Annotated in this window: 16 protein-coding genes and 2 pseudogenes; 11 read left to right on the top strand and 7 right to left on the bottom strand. The window is 51.4% G+C overall.

Going from position 1 to position 19,324, the window contains the following annotated elements:
- The first annotated feature begins 194 nt into the window (after positions 1 to 194).
- Positions 195 to 629, top strand: coding sequence for an IS200/IS605 family transposase (gene tnpA, locus JI735_RS17370; protein ID WP_039836700.1), 435 nt, complete (start codon positions 195 to 197; stop codon positions 627 to 629).
- 170 nt (positions 630 to 799) lie between these two features.
- On the opposite strand, the pseudogene JI735_RS17375 reads toward tnpA, so the two are convergent.
- Positions 800 to 2,325: pseudogene (locus tag JI735_RS17375) on the bottom strand (DHA2 family efflux MFS transporter permease subunit).
- Between the two features lie 203 nt (positions 2,326 to 2,528).
- On the opposite strand from JI735_RS17375, the gene JI735_RS17380 reads away from it, so the two are divergent.
- Both JI735_RS17380 and JI735_RS17385 read left to right on the top strand, forming a co-directional pair.
- On the top strand, positions 2,529 to 3,113 hold the full coding sequence (locus JI735_RS17380; RefSeq protein ID WP_039836695.1) for a TetR/AcrR family transcriptional regulator: 585 nt from the start codon (positions 2,529 to 2,531) through the stop codon (positions 3,111 to 3,113).
- Between the two features lie 131 nt (positions 3,114 to 3,244).
- Positions 3,245 to 4,021: an NAD-dependent epimerase/dehydratase family protein gene (locus JI735_RS17385; protein WP_039836697.1), complete on the top strand. Its 777-nt coding sequence runs from the start codon at positions 3,245 to 3,247 to the stop codon at positions 4,019 to 4,021.
- A 17-nt stretch (positions 4,022 to 4,038) separates the two neighbouring features.
- Here JI735_RS17385 and JI735_RS17390 read toward each other — a convergent pair whose 3' ends face one another.
- From JI735_RS17390 to JI735_RS17405, 4 genes and pseudogenes are all read right to left on the bottom strand, one after another.
- The gene (locus tag JI735_RS17390) at positions 4,039 to 4,221 is read right to left on the bottom strand and encodes a hypothetical protein (protein ID WP_039836698.1); all 183 of its coding nucleotides are present in this window, start codon (positions 4,219 to 4,221) and stop codon (positions 4,039 to 4,041) included.
- A gap of 310 nt (positions 4,222 to 4,531) precedes the next feature.
- Positions 4,532 to 5,796: pseudogene (locus JI735_RS17395) on the bottom strand (ABC transporter substrate-binding protein).
- A gap of 38 nt (positions 5,797 to 5,834) precedes the next feature.
- On the bottom strand, positions 5,835 to 6,674 hold the full coding sequence (locus JI735_RS17400; RefSeq protein ID WP_039836705.1) for a carbohydrate ABC transporter permease: 840 nt from the start codon (positions 6,672 to 6,674) through the stop codon (positions 5,835 to 5,837).
- The gene (locus tag JI735_RS17405; protein ID WP_039836706.1) at positions 6,674 to 7,555 is read right to left on the bottom strand and encodes a carbohydrate ABC transporter permease; all 882 of its coding nucleotides are present in this window, start codon (positions 7,553 to 7,555) and stop codon (positions 6,674 to 6,676) included. The genes JI735_RS17400 and JI735_RS17405 overlap by 1 nt, the downstream gene beginning before the upstream one ends.
- A gap of 191 nt (positions 7,556 to 7,746) precedes the next feature.
- Between JI735_RS17405 and JI735_RS17410 the strand changes: the two genes are divergently transcribed.
- The 3 genes from JI735_RS17410 (at position 7,747) to JI735_RS17420 (ending at position 12,835) form a co-directional block, all read left to right on the top strand.
- The gene (locus tag JI735_RS17410) at positions 7,747 to 8,202 is read left to right on the top strand and encodes a VOC family protein (RefSeq protein WP_039836708.1); all 456 of its coding nucleotides are present in this window, start codon (positions 7,747 to 7,749) and stop codon (positions 8,200 to 8,202) included.
- A 26-nt stretch (positions 8,203 to 8,228) separates the two neighbouring features.
- A complete protein-coding gene (locus tag JI735_RS17415; protein ID WP_039836709.1) occupies positions 8,229 to 8,927 on the top strand; it encodes an SDR family oxidoreductase in 699 nt (232 codons plus the stop codon).
- 965 nt (positions 8,928 to 9,892) lie between these two features.
- A complete protein-coding gene (locus JI735_RS17420) occupies positions 9,893 to 12,835 on the top strand; it encodes a glycosyl hydrolase 115 family protein (RefSeq protein WP_083886797.1) in 2,943 nt (980 codons plus the stop codon).
- 56 nt (positions 12,836 to 12,891) lie between these two features.
- Here JI735_RS17420 and JI735_RS17425 read toward each other — a convergent pair whose 3' ends face one another.
- Positions 12,892 to 13,671: a helix-turn-helix transcriptional regulator gene (locus tag JI735_RS17425; RefSeq protein WP_051051963.1), complete on the bottom strand. Its 780-nt coding sequence runs from the start codon at positions 13,669 to 13,671 to the stop codon at positions 12,892 to 12,894.
- 137 nt (positions 13,672 to 13,808) lie between these two features.
- Here JI735_RS17425 and JI735_RS17430 point away from each other — a divergent pair, with 137 nt between their 5' ends.
- A complete protein-coding gene (locus JI735_RS17430) occupies positions 13,809 to 15,257 on the top strand; it encodes an amino acid permease (RefSeq protein ID WP_083886798.1) in 1,449 nt (482 codons plus the stop codon).
- Here JI735_RS17430 and JI735_RS17435 read toward each other — a convergent pair.
- A complete protein-coding gene (locus tag JI735_RS17435; RefSeq protein WP_039836710.1) occupies positions 15,254 to 15,886 on the bottom strand; it encodes a LysE family transporter in 633 nt (210 codons plus the stop codon). The genes JI735_RS17430 and JI735_RS17435 overlap by 4 nt on opposite strands.
- 167 nt (positions 15,887 to 16,053) lie before the next feature.
- Between JI735_RS17435 and JI735_RS17440 the strand changes: the two genes are divergently transcribed.
- From JI735_RS17440 to JI735_RS17455, 4 genes are all read left to right on the top strand, one after another.
- Positions 16,054 to 17,328 carry a bacillibactin exporter BcbE gene (locus JI735_RS17440; protein ID WP_051051969.1) on the top strand — a complete coding sequence of 425 codons (1,275 nt, stop codon included), beginning with the start codon at positions 16,054 to 16,056 and terminating at the stop codon, positions 17,326 to 17,328.
- A 65-nt stretch (positions 17,329 to 17,393) separates the two neighbouring features.
- Positions 17,394 to 18,632: an LTA synthase family protein gene (locus JI735_RS17445; protein ID WP_051051971.1), complete on the top strand. Its 1,239-nt coding sequence runs from the start codon at positions 17,394 to 17,396 to the stop codon at positions 18,630 to 18,632.
- Between the two features lie 52 nt (positions 18,633 to 18,684).
- On the top strand, positions 18,685 to 18,873 hold the full coding sequence (locus tag JI735_RS17450; protein WP_039836711.1) for a hypothetical protein: 189 nt from the start codon (positions 18,685 to 18,687) through the stop codon (positions 18,871 to 18,873).
- 16 nt (positions 18,874 to 18,889) lie between these two features.
- The gene (locus JI735_RS17455; protein WP_039836712.1) at positions 18,890 to 19,192 is read left to right on the top strand and encodes a spore coat protein; all 303 of its coding nucleotides are present in this window, start codon (positions 18,890 to 18,892) and stop codon (positions 19,190 to 19,192) included.
- Positions 19,193 to 19,324 lie beyond the last annotated feature (132 nt).

Here is a 19,324-nt window from a genome sequence, read left to right on the forward strand (position 1 = left end):
GGTGGTTATGATTAGGGGCTTCAGCCCGTTGAGTACGCGAAGCGTGCGAAACAAAAAACCACCTGCTATGCGGGTGGAGTAGTCCAGGCTTATAGCAAAAAATCACCTAAACTCATTCGTTATAATAGAGTTGTTCAAGCTACTATGTCTAACGAAAGGAGAAGGTGATTTTTGTGGCACAAGCCAGAGAAGGTATGGCACACACCAAATGGATGTGCAAATACCATATCGTATTCACCCCAAAGTATAGACGAAAGGTGATCTACAATCAATACAAGGAAAGTATCCGTGATATTCTAAAGCAACTCTGTGGCTATAAAGGGGTAGAAATTATCGAAGGGCACCTCATGCCGGATCATATTCATATGCTGGTGAGTATTCCGCCGAAAATGAGCGTCTCAAGTTTTATGGGATATCTGAAAGGGAAAAGTGCGCTGATGATCTTCGATAAGCATGCAAATTTGAAGTACAAGTACGGGAATCGTCATTTTTGGGCAGAAGGATACTATGTAAGCACTGTAGGTCTCAATGAGGCAACAATTAGAAAGTATATCCAAGAGCAGGAAAGCCACGATATTGCGCTGGATAAACTGAGTGTGAAAGAGTATGAGAACCCCTTTAAGGGGTAGCCAGTAGTCCAAGGACCCCTTCAGGGGAAGCAAAAGAGGCAAAGGCATAGTGGCTTGAACGAAGTGAAAGCCAGCGCCTTTAGACGCTAGCCGGCACCAGAGGCTTATAGCCTCAGAGCAAACCACCCGTTGGACGGGTGGTTTTGATTCTGGAGCCATTTTTGCAGCCCTCACGCTTTTTCAGCAATAGCCTGCTTCAGCTGCGCTCCGGGCTCCTGCTCGGAAGCCTGCCCGACCCGTTTGATGAAGAAGGCCAGCAGCAAGCCGATAATGCCGATACCTACAATGACGAGATAGGCATCGTTGATCCCCTGGATAGAAGCTTCCATAATCATATGTTCCTTAGAGGCCCCTTTTGCTCCCCCTGCAGCCATCATATCCATCAAGTGTGTTGTGGTACGGCTGGTCATCACGGTGACGAGCAGGGAAGTTCCAACGGCACCCGCTACTTGCCGGATCGTATTGGAGATCGCCGTTCCGTGCGCATTCAGCTTGGAAGGCAGTTGATTCAAGCCTAAGGTCTGAATAGGCATGAGCAGCAATGCCATCCCGATCCGCCGGCCGGTTGACATCAGCACCAGGTACGTGTAATTGGTCGAATCCGTCAGGTTCACAAAGCTCAGAGTCGTTACAATGGTGATCAGCAGACCGGTGACGGCAAGCCATTTGGCTCCGAACCGGTCGAACAGCTTGCCGGTGACCGGCATCAGCAGCCCCATGACAAGCGCGCCGGGAAGCAGCAGCAAGCCGGATTCCATCGCTGTATAGCCGCGGGCATTCTGCAGATACAGAGGCAGGAGCATCATATCCGCATACATGATGATCGTAACTGCGATACTAATAATAGTAGTTAACGAAAACATGTTGTATTTAAAGACCCGGAGATCAAGCAGCGGTCTGGAAGAAGCCAGCTGCCGCCAGGTGAACAAACCGAGCGACAGGACACCGGCTGCCAGAGTAGCGATTACCTCTGCGCTCGACCATCCGGCGCTGGCTGCCCGGCTGAAGCCATACAGCAATGTTCCGAAGCCGATGGTGGAGAGGATGACGCTGGCCAGGTCAATTTTGGGGTACGAGCGTTCCGCTACATTCTTCAAATAGATAAATCCGCAGATAATTACAATGGCAGTCAGCGGGAGCATCCCGTAAAACATAGTCTCCCATGAATAATGCTCCAAAATATATCCGGCCAGCGTAGGGCCGATTGCAGGTGCAAAAATAATGGCTAACCCGACCATACCCATGGCTGCTCCCCGTTTTTCGCGGGGAAGAGGGTTAAGATGACGTTGGTAAGCAGCGGCATAATAATCCCGGCGCCGGCGGCCTGAATCATTCGCCCGGTCAGCAGAATGGGGAAGCTGGATGCCAGGGCCGATACAACCGTTCCGGCCAAAAATATAAACATCGAGCTCTGGAACAGCTCACGCGTGGTGAACCGCTGCATCAGAAAGGCTGTAATCGGGATGAGTACCCCGTTAACCAGCATATAGCCGGTGGTCAGCCATTGCGCCGTAGCAGCCGTAATATTAAAATCATGCATTAGTTCCGGCGTGGCAACGCTCATAACCGTCTGGTTCAGTGTCGCCAGAAAGGCGCCCAAAATCATAATGAACAATATGGGGCCTTTTTTCACGGAACTGCTTATTGCTTCTGTCTTGTTACTCACTCCACTCCATCCTTTCAAATCGCCGATCATAGACTAAATTTACAATGTGTTGTATAGTTTACAATGTATAAAGTTGATTATAGATGAAATTTTCATGCAAGCAAGCAACGATTTTCGTGAAAGTGTTTATTAGTTTACAATCGGTTGATATATGTAGCTTTTCAGCCTGAAAAACTACAAATTTGAAGAAAATGTAGTCTACCTGTAAAAGGTAGAAGAATGGAGAGAGCAGGATGAATCATACAACGCCCCGTACGGATCCCCGTGTAGTCCGAACGCGTGAGCTGCTTAAAGATGCTGTTGTGGAACTGATGGAAGAAATGAATGTCCAGAAAATATCGGTAAACCGGATTGCAGAGCGGGCCAAAATTAACCGGGTTACTTTTTATCTTCATTATAAGGATATCCCGGATATGCTGGAAAAGATGGCGGATGAAATGGTCGAGGACATAACCAGGGTAGTGAACAGCAATGATGCGGGGAATTCGGAGCCGGGAGAACATGAGGACTGGCCCGTCCTTGAGAACCTGCTTAAGTATATTGCCGAAAATGCGAGATTCTACAAGACGGTGCTTACCTCAAGACGAAGCTCGATTTTTTCGGATCGCCTGTTCAATCTGATTGCTGATATGATTGCTGCACGGGTGGAGAAAAGGGTGGGTGCCGCCGACACTTCCCAAGTATCTATACAGAAGGATGTTGCGACCTGGTACGGCTCCGCCGCCTTGATTGGTACAATTATCGCCTGGCTGCGGAATGACATGCCGTATACGCCTTCTTATCTTGCGAAACAGATCACTTCGCTCCGCTCGAAATAAATCCGAATAAATTGTAAGGAGCTGCAGCGATATCATAGTAGAATTCATTGTATATTTCCTTATCCCTGCGGGTAATAACTAACAGTTAACCAGTTCGTGTAAGGCGGGAACGGGAAAGGGGCTTGTGACCAGTGAAACGTAAACTATTGATAACGGGAGCGGCGGGCAGAATAGGAAATGTGATTTACCGGGGGCTGCAGGAAAACGGCCGGTATGATGTTGCGGGTGCGGATATACAAGCAGATGAATCACAAGGGATCCTCCAAATGGATGTCGCAGATGAAGCACATCTGGCGGAGTTGACACAGGGTGTCGATACGGTGCTTCATTTCGCCTGGATCAAGGATAATGAAGATTTCCTGGGAAAGGTGCTGCCGGGAAATGTGAGTGGGGCGTACAAGTTGTTTGAAGCGGCGGTGCAAAACGGAGTGCGGCGCATGGTATTCGCCAGTTCCAACCATGCTACCGGCTTTTATAAGACAGATGAAAAAACGGAGCCGACGGACCCTTACCGGCCGGATAGCTTTTACGGGCTGAGCAAATGCTATATTGAACTGCTTGGTCGCCTATATTCCGACCAAGGCAAAATCTCATCTTTCAATATCCGAATCGGCAACTTTCCCGGGGACGACCGTCCTCATTCGGAACGCGCGGGGCATATCTGGATTTCTGAACGCGACATGCTGCAACTGATCGTTTGCTGCATTGAAGCGGATGAGGGGCTGAAATATTTGAATCTATACGGTACCTCTGCGAATAGCGACAACTATTACAACATCGGTTACCTGGAGGACTTAATCGGATATAGGCCGCAAGATGACGCTACCAAGCTGCTTGAGCAAGCCAAAGCAGCGGGCAGGGAGGTTCGTCAGGACGAAACGGTCTATCAGGGAGGACAAGAGCTGTAAGAAATCAGTCCTGCCGGTCAATTTTGAGCGGCACGCACATAGACCCGGTCTACATGCCGTTCCACGATCACTTCGGATTCAAAGAAATCGCTCAGCACCCCGGCTGTCAGAATTTCAGAGGTCAGGCCGCTTTGCACGACTTGGCCTCTCCGCAGCAGCAGGGTGTGGCTGAATACAGGCAGAATACCGCAAGCGTACAAGCATATAATTCTTTCATGCTGGCCTGAAAAGCTAAGATGGCCTATCGAGCCGCTTATGCGCCGAGTCGATTCGAATCTCCTGCAAATAAAGATCATGGAGTGTTCAATTGCACTTTATACAGCAGATTCTCCTAAATTCAGCGGAAAAATAGAATCTATTGCACTCTGTACAGCAGAAGGTAGTGGAAATGGTGTCACGATCAGTCACGCTCAAAAGAAAGTACAGGCACAATCAGAAGGAAAAATCACGCCCAGGATGCTCCTTGGCACTCTGAAATCAACAACCGGATTTCGTCCAGCCGTACCTCCATTACTGCACACTGAGATTATCCCAGTTGACCTGGAACTCCTTCAGCATTCCTTCTTTGGTCAGCTTGCCGCCGAGATAACCCTGGATGCTGCTGGATAATTCCTGCGGCATGCCGTTAGGCAGACGCGACCAGTTCCAGGTCAAGGCCTGATCCTTATCCGTATATTCCAGCACCTCTGAACCAAGGGCACCCAGATCCTCCTTGGTTCCCTGAATGCTGTCGAGCGCAGGAATGAACTGGAATTCCTTGGTGATATACTTTTTGCCCGTTTCGGAAGTGACCAGCCAGTTGAGGAAGACTTTGGCCTCCTTCTTAACGGGGAGAACTTGTTGACGACCCAATTGCTTGGGACCCCTACATAGAGTTTGTCGTTGTCATCCGGCGTATCGTCAATCGGCATCGGCAGGATGCCCAGATTCAGATCCGGGTCAATGCCGTCGATCTGGCCTTGGGTCCAGTTGCCCTGCTGCATCATCGCTGCCTCCCCGCTGGCCACCATAGTGACCTGGGTATTATAGTCAGTCGAGAGCGGGTTCTTGTTGCCGTATTCTACCGTCAGGTCCAGCAGATCAAGCCACTTGGAGAACACGGGATCTCCGGCAAAGTGCTTGGTGCCGTCCGTCAGACCGGCGATGAAGCTTTCAGGATCGGGCTGCTGGGCGAAGGCTATGTTCACATTGTGGTTGCCGAGCACGAACCATTCCTGATACCCGTTGGCAAAAGGTGTGATGCCCGCGGCCTTCAGCTTTTCAGCCGCCTCCCGCAGCGCGGTCAGGGTGAGCGGCTTTTGGGTAATTCCGGCCTGCTTGAACAGATCCTTATTATAAATGAAGCCGTACCCTTCCAAATTCATCGGCATGCCGTACAGTTTGCCGTTTACGGTCATTTGTTCAGCGGCCAGCGGCTTCACATCCCTGGCCCAGGCTTCCCCGCTCAGGTCCTCCAGATATTCCAGCCACATATCGCGTTCATTATTGCCGCCGATGGTGAAGATATCCGGCTTATCCCCGGAAGAAAACTTCGCCCGCAGGGAGGCGCCATAGTCGCTGCCGCCGCCGACGCTCTGAATCTCCAGCCGGATGTCCGGGTGTTCCTTCTCGAATTCAGTCTTCAGCTTAGCCAGCGCTTCGGATATTTCGACTTTGAACTGGTAGATATGCACGGTTTTGATTCCGCCCGCCTCGTCCGTGCCGCGTCCGCAGCCGGCTGTCAGCGCAGCCAGCAGCAGGGAGCAGGCGAGGAGAAGTCCACGGCTTTTTCTCATATTCATTCATCCTCTCTGCCTGAAAGTTACTGCTATTCTCAGCCCTTGACAGAGCCTTGGGCAATGCCTTCAATAATATACTTCTGCATCAGCAGGAAAAAGAGGACCACCGGCGTAATCCCGAGCACCAGACCTGGAAGCGCCAGATCCCACTGCTTCGTATACTGCCCGAAGAAAGTGTAGGTGGCGATGGGAATGGTGCGGAGCGCCGGGGCCTGCAGAATGAGCGAAGGCATCAGGTAATCGTTCCAGATCCACAGGGTGTTCAGGATAATGACGGTAACGATGATCGGCTGCATCAGCGGCAGAACGACCCGGAAAAAGGTGCCGTAAGGGCTGCTTCCATCCACCCGCGAAGCCTCCTCGATATCGATCGGGACGGATTTCACAAATCCATGGAAAAGAAAGACGGTCATGGGAGCACCAAAACCCAAGTAGGCCAGAATCAGGCCGGCCGTCGAATCCATCACACCCAGCCGGCTGACGATCTGCACCAGCGGGATCATAATCGCCTGAAAAGGAATGACCATCGCCGCCACGAGAGCCACATAAAGAATGCGGTTATACCTGCTGTTGTTGCGGACCATTTTATAGGCACACATGGAGCAGAGAAAGGCCAGCAGCACATTGCTGGTCACCGTGACGACCAAAGAGTTCAGGAAGGCGTGCGGGAAATCAGTAGCTTTCCAGGCTTCGGCGTAGTTATTCCACTGGAACACGGTGGGCAGCGCGGAGGAATCCGACAGAATTTCGCTGTAGCTTTTGACCGAATTGGCCAGCAGGAAATAAAACGGAACCAGAAAGACAAGAGCCAGCAGAATCATCAGCAGTTCAGTCAGCAGCAGGGGGACATTGAATTTCTTGGCGGTTGTCTCCATTACAGCTCCACCTCTCTTTTCTTGGTTGCCCTAACCTGCAGCAGCGAGATGACGGCGACAATAACGAAGAAAATCATCGCTTTGGCCGAACCCATCCCAAACCTGCTGATCGTGTAGGCCTCGTTGTAGATATTGAGCGCGACTGACTCGGTGGCTTTGAAGGGGCCGCCTTTGGTCAGCGACAGGTTCAGGTCGAACAGCTTGAAGGACCAGGAGATGGACAGGAACAGGCAAACGGTTACAGCCGGCATCACCAGCGGAATGGTAACATGGCGCAAGGCCTGCATCCGTCCGGCTCCGTCCACTTTGGAGGCTTCGATCAGGCTCTGCGGAACGTTGTTGATGGCCGAGATGTAGATCACCATGAGATAACCCGCATTTTGCCAGACAAAAACGATTACTATAGCCCAAAACGATGTAACTCCCGTACCGAGCCACGGCAGATTAAAAAAGGACCAGCCGGTAGCCTGCCCCACCGAGGCGAACCCTCTGACGAAGATAAACTGCCAGATGAACCCGAGCAGCAAGCCGCCAATGACATGGGGGACAAAAAATACCGTTCTCAGCACATTGCGCGTAAACAGCTTGCGGGTCAGCACATAAGCGAGCATGAAGCCAAGCAGATTCGTCAGCACGAGGCCGAAAAAAGTGAACTTGGCCGTGAACCAGAATGAATTCAGGAAAGAAGGGTCCTTGGTGAAAATATGGATATAGTTCCGCAGCCCGGTCCACTCGACATGCCGCGAGATTCCGTTCCAGCTGGTAAACGAGTAGTAAAGCCCCAAAAAGAATGGAACCAGTACAATCACAAAGAAAAACAGCGAAGTTGGCCCGACAAAAATAAACTGCTGCATCAGGCGTGATCTTCTTTTAAGGTCCATCGCTCTTCACCCCTTGATGTATTGTAGACATTCCATTAAATAACCGGACGCCAATGAACCGAAACAAAAAATCTAATATTTACCAGATTTGACCTCTGGTCCGCCCGCAACCGCCCTCCCCCCACAGGCTTGACAGCCTTTTCATCGTGCAGGTATGGTAGACTGGTCAGAATAGAAGGAGGTTATGATGCATGTCAGGATGGCTGGGCAATCATGTGATTACACAGATTGGAATTCTGGTGAACGACATTGAGAAGGTTAGCGGGGCATATGCAGACTTTTTTGGACTGGAAAAGCCGGATATTGTTGTGACGGATACGGCAGATATTGCTCAGACCCGGTATAACGGCGGGAAGACGGAAGCGCGGGCCAAGCTCGCTTTTTTCGATATGGGTTCCCTGCAGCTGGAGCTGATTGAACCCGATCATCACCCGAGCACGTGGCGCGATTACCTGAATGAGCATGGGGAAGGTCCGCATCATATTGCTTTTGTCGTTGAAGGAATGAAGGAAAAGATCATGCTGCTTGAAGGCAAGGGCTTCCCGCTCCAGCAGAAGGGGGAGTATACCGGAGGGCGTTATGCTTATATGGATACGTTCAAGGAATTGAAGGTGCTGGTGGAACTGCTGGAGAACGACAACAACTAGCGGATGTAAAGACAGGAGGATGCACTTTGAATATTCTAATTACCGGTGCCGGGAGGGGGCTGGGTGCTGAGCTGGCTGCCGAAGCGCTGGAGCGCGGGCATGGAGTCATCGCCGGAGTCCGCCATCCCGGGCAGGAACCGGAGGCATTGGCTCAACTTGTTGCAATCCATGGAGCGAAGCTGATCATAGCCGCACTGGATGTGACGGACGAAGCGGGAATTGCTACGCTGGCCGCGGCGTTGAAAGGGCAAGGACGGACGCTCGGCGCGATTATTAATAATGCGGCGGTCCTGACCGCCAGAGACACACAGATTGAAGCGCTGGATCTGCAGGATATGCTGACCACGATGGATATTAATTTGTACGGGCCGATGCGGGTGGTGAAGCATTTACTGCCGCTCCTCACGGAACCGGAAGGCTCGATCATCAACATCTCCTCCGAAGCGGGAAGTATCTCCAATGCGTACCCTGGTGACTATCCCTATGCCCTTTCCAAAACGGCACTGAATATGTTCTCACAGCAGCTGCATGTATATTTGCAGGAACGCGGCATACAGGTGCTCAGTGTGCATCCCGGCTGGATGCATACGGACATGGGCGGGGCAGAGGCACCGACAGACCCGCGCCGCAGCGCCCGGGGCATTATCAGCCTGATAGAACAGCGCACTGTTCCGCAAGGCCGATTCAGGTTCGTGGACTATACAGGCAAGGACATGGATATCTAGAAGGGGGCTGGACAAGCCCAACCCGAACGCACCAATCCCAGACTACCCCATCTGGACTCGCCCCCCCCAGACTCGCCTATCCCATCCACCCCCATCTTCGCCGCATCTATACTAATCCACCCATACGGAGAAACCCTTACAGCAATTGTTAAGGGCTGCTCCGTTTTTTTTATAAGATAAGAATTTATATGCTTTGGGGGAAGCGACTTACCCCTAATTTAATTGTATTAGGAAATTATACAGTGTAAAAAAAGGTGGATATCTTGGGAGCCTCAGAGGATATAAGCGATGCAGAAGGATGGGGCTCCAGCAGCGGACTGAAGCGGACTGAGGAGCACTTATTTTGTCAAAAATCTTGTTTTTTCAGCAGTTACGGACTCAGGAGCCGTTATAACGTTCGATGGAGCCAGGAATAAAGGGGAAAGGGACAAATAAAGGCATCTCAGTCCGTTAGTCCTGCGGAATAGACGAATCTTCTCTCAATAAGGTCTTTCCTGTCCGTAACGGCTGCGGATAGCTCGCGAAGGAATGGGGCGGTCCGCCTTCAGCATGCCTCCGTTGATTTAAGAGTGGTAGGAATCCCTGCGGCCGTAAGCCCCATGCTGAGTTATTCACCCGCCAGGGTGATTTTGTTCAAATATAGAAATTTATATGCTTCACGCAATAAATTATCCTTCTATTTCTCGCTGAAACGGGTACCTGAAAGCGATACTCTGTATCGCTGCTTCGGAAGCATAGGCTCCTAATAAGGACGGCGTAGCCGTTTCTACTTCTTTCTATTTAGTTATTACAAAAAGTTGCTAGTTTACGCATGGAGGCTGAAACCGCTTACCTTTATAATGTGCCTATGTAGGATGAATCTGATATCTAGTTTCGTTAACTGCGGAGCGAAAGCGTTATCCTTAGAGTTTGCCATAGGAAATGCCTACATTACGAAATTAACAATGCCAAGGGGAGAGATTTCGATGATACCGAATCACGCATTGGGTACACCGGCGGTCGGAGCACCGGGGAACCCGCGGGAAGCGGAACAGCCACAATCCGCGCCGCTGCAGGAATTTACACTTGTGAAGGAGGGAAAAGCAACTCCAATTTACATAGATCCCAAGGGGGAGGATTATACCGGGCTGCGCCGGGTGGCCGGATCTTTTGCGGCAGATGTACACCTGGTGACCGGTACCCAACCTGACCTTTGCACAGAAACCGGTGAGCTGGCTGGAACGGCCGTTATTGCCGGGACTATCGGCAGCAATGAGCTTATTGACCGGTTGATTGCGGACGGGACCCTGGAGGTATCCGGGATTCAAGGCAAGCGGGAGTGCTACCGGATTCAGGTGGTTGAACGGCCTGTTGCGGGAGTCGGGCAGGCGCTCATTATTGCGGGCAGCGATAAGCGGGGGACGATCTACGGCATCTATTCCATTTCGGAAAGGATCGGAGTCAGTCCTTGGATCTACTGGGCGGATGTTGTCCCGGAGAAGAAACCGCTGCTGGCTATTTCTACCAACCTGCTGAATATAACTTCTAAGGAGCCATCCGTGACATACAGAGGTATTTTTCTCAATGACGACTGGCCGTCGCTTGGCTCTTGGGTTACCCATGCGTTTGGGGATTTTAATGAAGAGTTTTACGACAAGGTATTTGAGCTGATTCTCCGGTTGAAAGGGAATTATCTATGGCCTGCGATGTGGAGCGCCGAGTTCAGCCTGAACGGCAAAAGCAGCCCGCTGGCTAACGCCAGGCATGCTGAGGAATACGGCATTATTATGGGAACCTCCCATCATGAGCCCTTGTTCCGGGCAGGCAGCGAATGGCAAAAGGTATACCATCAGTACGGAACAAGCAACCTGTGGGACTTTGCCCGGAACAAAGAAGCGATAACCGCTTTTTGGGAAGATGGGATCAGGCGCAACGGGAATTTCCACAACCTGATTACCCTCGGCATGCGGGGCGAAGCTGATTCTGCACTGGAAGGCTCCGACCGGGAGAATATTGAGCTGCTTAAGGACATCATCCTGACGCAAAAAGCGCTGCTGAGGAAATATAATCTCGACCATATGCCACAAATACTCGCCGTCTACAAGGAAGTGGAGAAGTATTGGTATGGTACTGCCGGGGTGGAGGGCCTGAAGGATTGGGACGTCTTAAATGATGTTATCATTCTGCTTGCGGACGACAATTTTGGCAATCTCCGCAAAATCCCGGAAGCCCACGAACAGCGCCGCAGTGCAGGCTGGGGCATGTATTACCATTTTGACTATCACGGCGGTCCGTTTTCCTATGAATGGGTGAATACCATTCCGCTGGAGAAGGTGTGGGAGCAGATGTCCATGGCGTTCAATTATGGCATCCGGGATGTATGGATCGTCAATGCCGGGGATCTGAAGCCGATGGAGCTGCCGGTATCCTACTTTCTGGATTTGGCCTATGACTTTGAGGCTTGGGGCACGGGTGCGGCTAACCGGACCGGGGAGTATACCAAGCGGTGGGTGGAGCAGCAGTTCGGCCATACTCTGGAGCCGGATGCAGTAGAAGGAACCGCGCAGATCTTATCCGGTTACACCCGGATGAACGGACGGCGCAAACCGGAAATCGTCACGCCCGCAACCTTTAGTCTGCTCCATTATCATGAGGCCGGGCGGGTCTTGAAGCAGGCGACAGAGCTTGAGCAGGCTGCGGATACTTGGTACGCGTTGATTGCCGAACAGCACAAGGATGCCTATTATCAGCTTGTCTACTATCCTGCCGCAGCTTCAGCCAATGTGGTCAAAATGAACATCTTCGCGGGACTGAACAAATTATATGCACAAAGGGGCAGCGTGCTTGCCAACACCTATGCCAATCTGACAAATGAAGCCATCGAGCGGGATAAACATCTGCAGCAGGTCTATAATACCGGCATCTCTGGAGGCAAATGGCAGGGCATGATGAGCTCGGCTCATGTAGGCTATGTCCACTGGGATGCCGAAGGGTGGAAATATCCGGAGGTGAGCACGTTAACTCCTGTCGAAGGCCCGCTGATGATTGTTGATGTAGAGGGGACAGAGCAAGGATATGTATCAGGGACGGCCTGCCTCCCGGCCTTTACCAATCTGCTGAAAGAAACCTATGACATTACGATCAGCAATGGCGGAGAAACGGGATTTGAGTATCAGGCGGAGTGCAGCGCAGATTGGATCAAGCTGGAGCAAACCCGGGGGTGGATTGACACGGGAACGACCATTCAGGCGGTTGTGGATTGGGAAAAGCTTGGGCCTCGGGAGGCGGCTTCTGGTGAAATTACGCTCTCGGGTGCGGGAGCAGCCGTAAAGGTGAAGGTGGCTGTGGACTGGACCAGCCTTCAGGATGTGCCGCCGATGACCTTTATTGAAGCTCATCAGAGCGTATCCATAGAGGCGGAACATGCGCTAAGCCGGGTGTCAAGATCCGGGGTTGAGTGGAAGATCATCGGGAACTATGGGCGCTCGTTATCCTCGGTCAAAATGTTCCCGGACGGCGTGTCTTTTGCCCAGCCGGAGCAGGCGCCTTATCTGGAGTACCGGATTCTGGTGCGTAAGGATGGGGAATACACCCTGACGGCCTATATTGCCCCGACGAATCATCTCTCACCGGCCAGCGGATTGAAATATGCAGTAAGCCTGGATAACGGAACGCCGGTGGTTGCAGACGCCCTGCCGGTGGGCTATGAGGGCGGCAATCATGATAATGAACCGTGGTGCCGGGGCGTGATGGACAATATTCATACCCCGGCCACTGCTCATGTGCTGGCCAAAGGGCTGCATACCCTCCGTTTCTACGGCCTGGATGCGGGACTGGTGCTGCAAAAGCTGGTTTTGTCCGCTGGTCCGCTGCCTTATTCATACCTGGGACCTGAAGAGAGCTTCTGTACGGGGTATACCGGACATTAATAATTATTGGGCAGCCGGGAGAGCAGAAGATGTTCTCCTTGCCGAGATGTCCTCCGTTATTTCAGCGCCGATGACGGGGGATAGCCCTTTATGGTTTTGAATACATTGCTGAAATAAGCAACATCATGATACCCGCAATGCTCTGCGACCTCCGACACATTGAAACCGCCTGCCGACAAAATCATCTCCGCATTGTTCACCCGCACTTTATTCATGAATTCCTTGCAGGTCAGGCCAGTGTTCTGCTTGAACAGCTTACCCAGGTATACGGGATTCAGGCCGACCCCTGCGGCCAGGTCCGCAATGGTCACGTTCTCCGAATAGTGGTCCATGATATAGGCCATCACTTTATGGACTCTCGGATCAACCAGCGGCGCCTCCTGATGGTGGGCGATGCTAAGCAGCCGGTACACGATCAGCTGGAAAACAGCCCGGGCCTTCATCCGGTAGAACGGCTGCTTGCCCATCCACACATGGGAGAATTCCCGGATATCGTCCATAATTTCTTTGGTCCTCCAGTTTCTTGTAACCGTCTGAAAAGGCAGCTGCACATGATTATCCGGTCCTTCCCAGCAAAAATTAAAGGCATTGGAATGCATTGGAGACTGTTTGCAGGTCCGGGCTTCGCGGATGCTGCCGGAAGGCGCGTAGAGCATGTCGCCTGCCTCTATGGTAAACTTCTGGCCGTTAATGTAATAATCCGCCCGGCCTTCAAGGATGAACGTCAGATCATGGAAATCAATTTGACTTCTGGCAATCTCCCAGTCCGGAAAGCATTTGCGGTCGACGAACAGAAAAACATTCGGCACAAGGTTCTCATATTGGCTAGTGTTCATCAGAGCTATTCCTCCTTCCGTACATCATCATAGCATCATGGAATGTAATGTTAAATGCCTGGCCGATAATGAAAACTAACAGGTGTGGGTAGCCTAAGGATGGTGAGCATTTAAAATCCCAAACAGGCGAGGAATGAATGGATTTGGATAAAGCTTCAGGGAAGGAAAAAGACGGCAAAAAACTGAAATGGTGGCAGCTAAGTCTGCTGGGCGTTGCGGGTACCATTGGCACCGGTTACTTTCTGGGGTCCAGTCTGGCGATTTCCATTGGAGGACCGGCGGTTTTGCTGGTGTATATTCTTGCCGCCGCAGGTACTTATGTTGTATTTGACGCCTTATCCAGAATGACGGCGGATCATCCGGAGCAGGGGTCTTTCCGTTCCTATGCCAAAAAAGCCTTTGGGAGCTGGGCGGGCTTTGCCAGCGGCTGGGTGTACTGGTTCTCGGAGCTGCTGATCATGGGCAGCCAGCTGACCGCCTTGGCTATTTTTTCCCGGTTCTGGTTTCCGGCAGTGCCTATGTGGATCTTCGCCGCAGGCTTTGGCCTGCTGGGGCTGTTGATTGTCTTCTTCGGCAATAAAGGGTTTGACCGTGTCGAAAATGTGCTGGCGGTCATCAAGGTGGCGGCCATCCTCATGTTTATGGTTTTGGCAGCGGCTTTGCTGGCGGGATGGATCGGGGGCGGCAAATATACACCAAAGCTTCCGCTTACGGCTAAGGCATTGTTTCCAGCCGGCGGGATAGGCCTGTGGTCGGCATTTCTGTTTGCTTTTTACGCCTATGGCGGCATTGAAGTACTGGGAATTATGTCTTACCGGCTGAACAAACCGGAGGAGGCGCCGAAGGCGGGAAAGGTGATGCTGCTGACGCTGACGGCCGTCTATGTCATCTCGATCGGCTTGGCGGTGACCATGGTGCCTTTAAGCGCTTTTAATCCCAAAGAAAGCCCGTTTGTGCTTGCCTTAAGAAGCGATCATCTGGCCTTTGTGCCGCATTTGTTCAACGGTGTACTGATCATCGCCGGATTTTCAACGATGACCGCTTCGCTCTACGCCGTGACATCAATGATGCTTACCTTGGCACAGGAGGGCGATGCGCCCCGGCTGTTCTCCAGGAAGCTGAAGGGAAAATATCCGCTGTACGCCCTGTGTCTGATTTCCGGGGGGTTAATTGCCGCAATCGTGATGTCTCTGCTGCTCCCGGGGAAAGTCTATGAATACATCACTACGGCAGCCGGGTTGATGCTTTTATATAACTGGTCTTTTATTTTGCTGTCTTCAGGGAAGCTGCTGAAGCCTGTGAAATGGAGCGGATTGAAACGCTGGACCGGGCTGGTACTCATCGTTCTGGCCGTTGCCGGGACTCTTTTTCACAAGCTCAGCCGCCCTGGATTCTACATCAGCTTGCTGCTCGTAGCGCTGATTGTAGGGACTGACCTCATTGTTCATAAGGTCCGCAGCAAAGGCCAGGCCACATCTTCTGAAGACGGACCTGCACATGAACACGCGGAAGCCCGGCATGACGGGCTGGCAGGAGGACCGCGCTTCAGGATCATAGGCATTCTCAAGCGCAAGAGCAGGCTCTAATGGAAAAACAGCATCCGCACGGCTTGTACTCCAAAATAAAATCCAAAGGCGACCAGTGAGAGGCCGGACAGCACGGAGATGGCCTTAAGCACCCGTGCCGTCAGCAATTTGCGGAACACGCTGGAGGCTGCCGCCATGCATACATCCCAGAGAAGAATTCCCAGAATAATAGCCCCGCTGTAAATCAGCAGCTGCTGAAGAGGATATTCGCTGACCGCTTTGGCGAGGATAGAGCCGTAAATTCCCAGCCAGAACAGGATGGAGAGCGGATTAAATAGAGACATCAGGAAGCCTGCCAGATAAGATTTGGCGAGGGAGGCTTCGCTGTCTCTCATTTCCGAAGCAGTAATCATCCCTGCACTTTTGATGCTTTCCACACCTGTGTATACCAGCACAAAGAACCCAAACAGCCATAGAAAAGCCCGGACAAACGGCGCATCCAGCAGATGGATGACTCCAAAATATACCAGGAGCATATAAATGATATCTGCACTTATAGCTCCCAGCCCCACTAACCAGGCATGCAGAAAGCCCCCGCGGATACCCTTGTCCAATTGTGCGGCGTTAATCGGACCAATCGGAGCCGAAAGGGAGAGCCCCAAAAAGATATACCCTATGAATACATTAATAGTCCCCGCCCTCCTTTTACTATTCTGTAGCTAGTTTATTCTTCCAGGCAGGGTTATAGGACAAGAAAAATAGGCTCTCAGGGACATTTTTCCTGGATATGTGTGTATAAATCGCCCAGAAGAAACCACAATATCAACATGTGAATAACGACAAAGGTGGTTCTACCATGAAGGGAAAGAAAGGGGCTCTGGCGGCACTGGCCTCCATCCCGCTGATCATGACATTGGGCAACTCGATGCTGCTGCCCATCCTGCCGCAAATCTCCAATGAGCTAGGGATCAGCGCTTTTCAGGTCAGTATGATTATCACCGTCTACGGACTAATTGCAATACTGATGATTCCGATTGCCGGGTACTTATCCGACCGTTTTGGGCGGAAAAAGGTTATTCTGCCCAGCTTGATTATTGCCGCTTTAGGCGGAGCCGGCTGTGTTGCCGCAGCGTGGTTTATGGATGGAGTGAGTGCCTACTGGGTCATACTGGCCGGGCGCTTCATCCAGGGGATCGGGGCTGCAGGAGCCTTCCCGATTGTTATTCCTTTTATTGGCGATTTGTTCAAGGATGAGAAGGAAGTCAGCAAAGGCCTGGGTGTCGTGGAGACCTCCAATACCTTTGGCAAGGTGCTCAGCCCCATTCTCGGCGCTTATTTGGGGACAGTGGTGTGGTATGCCCCGTTTATGGCAATCCCCATTCTTTGCCTGATCTCGTTTGGGCTGGTTGTGTTCCTGGTCAAGAAACCGGAGGCCGGGGAGCAGCCGGAGAAGAAAGCGCTGCGCCGGTTTTTAGGGGAAGTCAAGGATATTTTGCATGAAAGGGGACGCTGGCTCTATGCCATTTTTGCGATAGGCGGAATCTGTATGTTTGTTACGTTCGGGGTCTTGTTTTATTTATCCGAAACCCTGGAAGCGAAATACAATCTCCACGGCTCCTCCAAGGGTTTTGTGCTGGCGGTTCCGCTGGCTTTGCTGTGTCTGGCCTCTTATGGCAGCGGCAAAATCATCGGGCAAAACAAAGCGCTTATGAAATGGCTTGGTTTTGGGGGCATGGTGCTGCTGACGGCAGCCATGATCATTACCGGCTTCAATAATAATATTTTTTTCATGGTTGGTTTTCTGAGTCTAAGCGGAATCGGGATTGGGGTGGCTTTGCCCTGCATGGATGCCTTGATTACGGAAAGCATTGAGAAGGAAAACCGGGGGACGATTACCTCTTTATACAGCAGTATGCGGTTTATCGGTGTGGCACTGGGTCCGCCTGTTGTTTCGCTTTTGATGACCCGGGGGCACTGGGTGCTGTTCGGGACGATGGCGGCTGCCGGCGCAGTCGGCGGATTGCTGACGCTGATCGCGGTGAAGCCGAGCGAAGGCGGGAATAAGGAGGATAAGCCCTTGAAGTCCGGGAGGGTCAGAGGCAACCCGCTGCTGCGGCAGCGCGCACGCTAAGCGATCAGGATGGAGAGGAGAGGCGAAGCTTGGGTATATTCTCTATTCGGAGAACCTGTATAATCATGGCCGTATTCCTCGTGGGTATTACCATTGTGATATGGCATCAACCGAATGCAGATGGCCCCAAAGCTTACGGAGCCGGAAAAGGATGCCCTCTCATCCTGGTTCAGCTGGAATCTTTCCAGAATTTCCTGCTGAACCAATCGGTTGAAGGCCAGCCGCTGACTCCTGTTCTGAATTCATTGAAGTCAGAAAGCTTATATTTCCCCCATCTGTTTCAGCAAATCGGACGCGGAAATACGGCGGATGCCGAGTTTACAGTGAATACCTCCATTTACCCTGTGGGCGCGGCGCCCATGTCATCGAAATACGGAAACCGGAAGCTGCCCAGCCTGGCAAGGCTGCTGCATAAGCAGGGGTATATTGCGGATACCTTTCATGTGAATGATGTAAGCTTCTGGGACAGGAATCAGATGTACCCTGCGCTGGGCTTTGATACCTACTATGATCAGCCCTATTTCCGCAAAGAGAAGTTTAACCGGTTTGGGCCTTCTGATGAGGAGCTGTACCGTGTAGGGTTCAATAAGCTGAATGCTCTGGCTAAGCAGAATCAGAAGTTCTATGCCCAGTTTGTGACCGTCTCCAGCCACTTTCCGTATACCATCCCGGAAGAGAGGAAGCGGCTGAAGCTGAGTGGCCCGTTACACGGAACAACCCTCGGGGATTATCTTACGGCCGTCCATTATGCGGACTATGCCCTGGGGACCTTCATCGGTAAGCTGAAGCAAACCGGTCTGTGGAATCATTGTGTTTTTGTGGTGTACGGAGACCATTTCGGGCTGAATAAGAAAAAGTACAATCCCCAGAAGATCAGTGATAGCTTGGACATTCCCTATCATAAGCATATCAGCACCTTTAATGTGCCGCTTTTGATTCATTTGCCGGGCCAGCATAGAGGGAGAACGGTAGATCAGACCGGCGGCCAAATTGATATTCTTCCGACAATCGCCAATATTATGGGCATAGACCTTGGGGAAGAGGGATTTACGGCTTTTGGGCAGGATCTGATGAATGCCGGGCATAATATTGTCGGCATGCGCTATTACCTGCCCACAGGCTCCTTCTTCAATGACGAGGTGCTTTTTGTACCCGGCAAAAAAGGCTTTACGGATGGGACAGCCACCCTGATTAGAACCCATAAGCGGGTTCAGGATATTACACCCTATAAGCAAGACTATGACCTAATTATGGACCGGATGAAACGGTCGGACAACTATGTAGGGCATCTTCCGCTCCGGTGAATATAATTTTGGCTTTGGGATATAACAATTGGGGAGAAAGGAGGGGAATATCATGGCGAACCGTTTAGGTGTTCATGAAATGCTGGAGTTGCATGAGCTGCTTACTTTCAAAACAAATTGTCTGACCAAAAGTCAGACCATGCTGCCGTTGGTGTCGGATGCAGGGCTGAAAGAAATCATTCAGGAGGACATCCGCGGAGGTATTGAAGACATTCAGCAAATCAGAGCTTTGCTCGTCTAAAATTAGGAGGCAGAAGATGAATCCAATTGTAGAAAATCTAACAGGAATGAACGCGATGACGGATCAGGTCATTGCCACTGATTTATTGATGGCCTGCAAAAGCGGCCTGAAAAGTTATGCGGCAGCTATCTCCGAGTCCGCCAGTCCGGAAGTAAGAAGTACATTAAATGCACAATTCGGCAAGGCTGTAGGATTGCACGAACGTGTGTTTAATTACATGAGCAATAATGGGTTCTACAATGCCTACGATCCGGCTCAACAACTGCAAATGGATATCCAGAATGCAGACAAGGCTTTGTCCCTTCCCAATGTTCAATAGCTTCAGCCCGGGCAGCTAGACCCTGGTCAGAGAGGAGGACCGCCAAGCTTACTGAAATGGCGGTCCTTATTTTTTATTGTATAGGAAATTATACAGAGTAAAAAAATGTGGATATCTTGGAAGCTTCAGAGG

This window comes from Paenibacillus sonchi, assembly GCF_016772475.1.
In the GTDB taxonomy this organism is placed as follows: domain Bacteria; phylum Bacillota; class Bacilli; order Paenibacillales; family Paenibacillaceae; genus Paenibacillus_AQ; species Paenibacillus_AQ sonchi.

Excerpts from the sequence above, each read along its gene's own strand:
- tnpA (WP_039836700.1), top strand. The coding sequence starts at position 195 with ATGGCACACACCAAATGGATGTGCAAATACCATATCGTATTCACCCCA.
- JI735_RS17380 (WP_039836695.1), top strand. The coding sequence starts at position 2,529 with ATGAATCATACAACGCCCCGTACGGATCCCCGTGTAGTCCGAACGCGT.
- JI735_RS17400 (WP_039836705.1), bottom strand. The coding sequence starts at position 6,674 with ATGGAGACAACCGCCAAGAAATTCAATGTCCCCCTGCTGCTGACTGAA.
- JI735_RS17405 (WP_039836706.1), bottom strand. The coding sequence starts at position 7,555 with ATGGACCTTAAAAGAAGATCACGCCTGATGCAGCAGTTTATTTTTGTC.
- JI735_RS17410 (WP_039836708.1), top strand. The coding sequence starts at position 7,747 with ATGTCAGGATGGCTGGGCAATCATGTGATTACACAGATTGGAATTCTG.
- JI735_RS17420 (WP_083886797.1), top strand. The coding sequence starts at position 9,893 with ATGATACCGAATCACGCATTGGGTACACCGGCGGTCGGAGCACCGGGG.
- JI735_RS17425 (WP_051051963.1), bottom strand. The coding sequence starts at position 13,671 with ATGAACACTAGCCAATATGAGAACCTTGTGCCGAATGTTTTTCTGTTC.
- JI735_RS17430 (WP_083886798.1), top strand. The coding sequence starts at position 13,809 with ATGGATTTGGATAAAGCTTCAGGGAAGGAAAAAGACGGCAAAAAACTG.
- JI735_RS17440 (WP_051051969.1), top strand. The coding sequence starts at position 16,054 with ATGAAGGGAAAGAAAGGGGCTCTGGCGGCACTGGCCTCCATCCCGCTG.
- JI735_RS17445 (WP_051051971.1), top strand. The coding sequence starts at position 17,394 with ATGGCCGTATTCCTCGTGGGTATTACCATTGTGATATGGCATCAACCG.
- JI735_RS17450 (WP_039836711.1), top strand. The coding sequence starts at position 18,685 with ATGGCGAACCGTTTAGGTGTTCATGAAATGCTGGAGTTGCATGAGCTG.
- JI735_RS17455 (WP_039836712.1), top strand. The coding sequence starts at position 18,890 with ATGAATCCAATTGTAGAAAATCTAACAGGAATGAACGCGATGACGGAT.